The organism is Stenotrophomonas sp. PS02298, from assembly GCF_029959445.1.
Classification (GTDB): Bacteria; Pseudomonadota; Gammaproteobacteria; order Xanthomonadales; family Xanthomonadaceae; genus Stenotrophomonas.
In genome coordinates this window covers 1-2,099 of sequence record NZ_JASCOR010000295.1, presented here as the reverse complement: position 1 = coordinate 2,099, position 2,099 = coordinate 1, and the positions used below count along the sequence as shown (strand labels likewise).

Genomic DNA, 2,099 nt, shown 5'->3' with positions numbered 1-2,099 from the left:
CGGGGGGGGTGGGCGGGCCCGGCGCGGGCGGGCCGGGGCCCCCCCCCCCCCCCCCCCCCCCCCCCCGCCCCCCCCACTACCAGAGAACCGCTGCCTTGGGCATCAGCCCTCGGCAGCCACAAACCCACCGGTCTGCCGCGCCCACAACCGCGCATACAGTCCACCCGCTGCGACCAGTTCTGCATGCGTGCCGGTCTCAACGATCCGACCCTGATCCATCACCACCAGTCGATCCATGCGTGCGATGGTCGACAGGCGGTGGGCGATGGCGATGACGGTCTTGTCGCCCATCAGCTCATCCAGGCTGTCCTGGATCGCCGCCTCAACCTCTGAATCCAACGCCGATGTTGCCTCGTCGAGGATCAGGATCGGCGCGTCCTTCAACAATACCCGGGCGATGGCGATGCGCTGGCGCTGGCCACCGGACAGCTTCACCCCGCGCTCGCCGACATGGGCGTCATAGCCCTGCCGCCCCTGCCCATCCACCAGCGAATCGATGAAGCCCTCGGCGCGTGCCTTGGCAACGGCGGCGCGCAGTTGTTCCTCGCTGGCATCCGGACGCCCATACAGCAGGTTGTCGCGGATCGAGCGATGCAGCAGCGAGGTGTCCTGGGTGACGACGCCGATCTGCGCACGCAGGCTGTCCTGGGTGACGTGGGCGATGTCCTGCCCATCGATCAGGATCTTGCCGCTCTCAAGGTCGTACAGACGCAGCAGCACGTTGACCAGGGTGGATTTGCCGGCACCTGAAGGTCCGACCAGGCCGATCTTCTCGCCCGGCTTCACCGCCAGGTTCAATCCCGCCATCACCCCACCGCGCTTGCCGTAATGGAAGTGCACGTTCTGGAAATCCACCGCGCCAGCAGTGACAAGCAGCGGTTTGGCATCGGCCGCATCCTGGACGCTCAGCGGCTGGGCGATGGTCTCCATGCCGTCCTGCACGGTGCCGATGTCCTCGAAGATGCCGTTGATGGTCCACATGATCCAGCCGGACATGTTGTGGATGCGGATCACCAGACCGGTCGCCAGGGTGATCGCACCCACGCTGATCAGGCTGTCCTGCCACAGCCACAAGGCCAGTGCACAGGTACCGACGATCAGGAAGCCATTGAGGATGGCGATGACCATTTCCAGGCCGGTGGTGATGCGGGTCTGCGCACGGTGCTTCTCGACCAACTCCTGGATGGCCTCGGCGACATAGCGCTGCTCGTGTCCGCTATGTGCGAACAATTTCAGCGTGGCGATATTGGTATAGCCATCGACGATACGGCCCATCGCCCGCGAACGCGCATCCGATGCAATCCACGCACGATGCTTCATGCGTGGCACGAAATACACGCCAATCCATACATAAGCCACCAACCAGACTGCCAACGGCAGCATCAGCCGCCAGTCAGCCTGCGCGAACAGATACAACGCACTGCCGGTGTAGACCACGATGTACCACAGCGAGTCCACCATCTGCACCGCCGACTCGCGCAGCGAGGTACCGGTCTGCATCACCCGGTTGGCGACGCTGCCGGCAAAGTCGTTCTGGAAGAAACTCAGGCTCTGCCGCACCACGTGGTTGTGCATCAGCCAACGCGAACGGTTGCTCAGCCCTGGCACGATCGACTGGTTGACCAGCAGGTTGTGCAGGGCCACCAGCAGCGGACGCGCCAGCAGAGTGATGGCGGCCATCCACAGCAGTTCGCTGGCGTGGCGCTGGAAGAAGCCATTGCCAGAACCTTCAGCAAGCATGTCGACGATGCGGCCGAGGAAATCGAACATCGCCACTTCCACCAAGGCCAGCAACAGGCCAGCGACCAGCGTGGCCAGCAGCACCGGCCAGACCGGGCGCAGGTAATGCAGGTAGAAGCGCACCACACCACGCGGCGGCGTGCGGGTGTCCAGGGGCGGAAAAACGGGAATCAGGGATTCGAACCAGCGCAGCATCGCCACGGCCTGTAAAACCAGAACAGGCCGCGATTGTCCCATCGCGGCCTGTGTTGTGCCTGTCTAGGCGATGTGGAACTGTCTGGTAGTGGGAGCGGCGTCAGCCGCGAAGCCGATACCGCTCCCGCCCCCTTATCAACTGCAAACTGACAGTCCATCTGCCG

The 2,099-nt window shown here is 64.2% G+C and carries 1 protein-coding gene; it reads right to left on the bottom strand.

The window, feature by feature from the left end; genetic code table 11:
* Positions 1 to 102: 102 nt before the first annotated feature.
* The gene (locus QMX78_RS21195) at positions 103 to 1,935 is read right to left on the bottom strand and encodes an ABC transporter ATP-binding protein (protein WP_282273393.1); all 1,833 of its coding nucleotides are present in this window, start codon (positions 1,933 to 1,935) and stop codon (positions 103 to 105) included.
* Between the last annotated feature and the right edge of the window lie 164 nt (positions 1,936 to 2,099).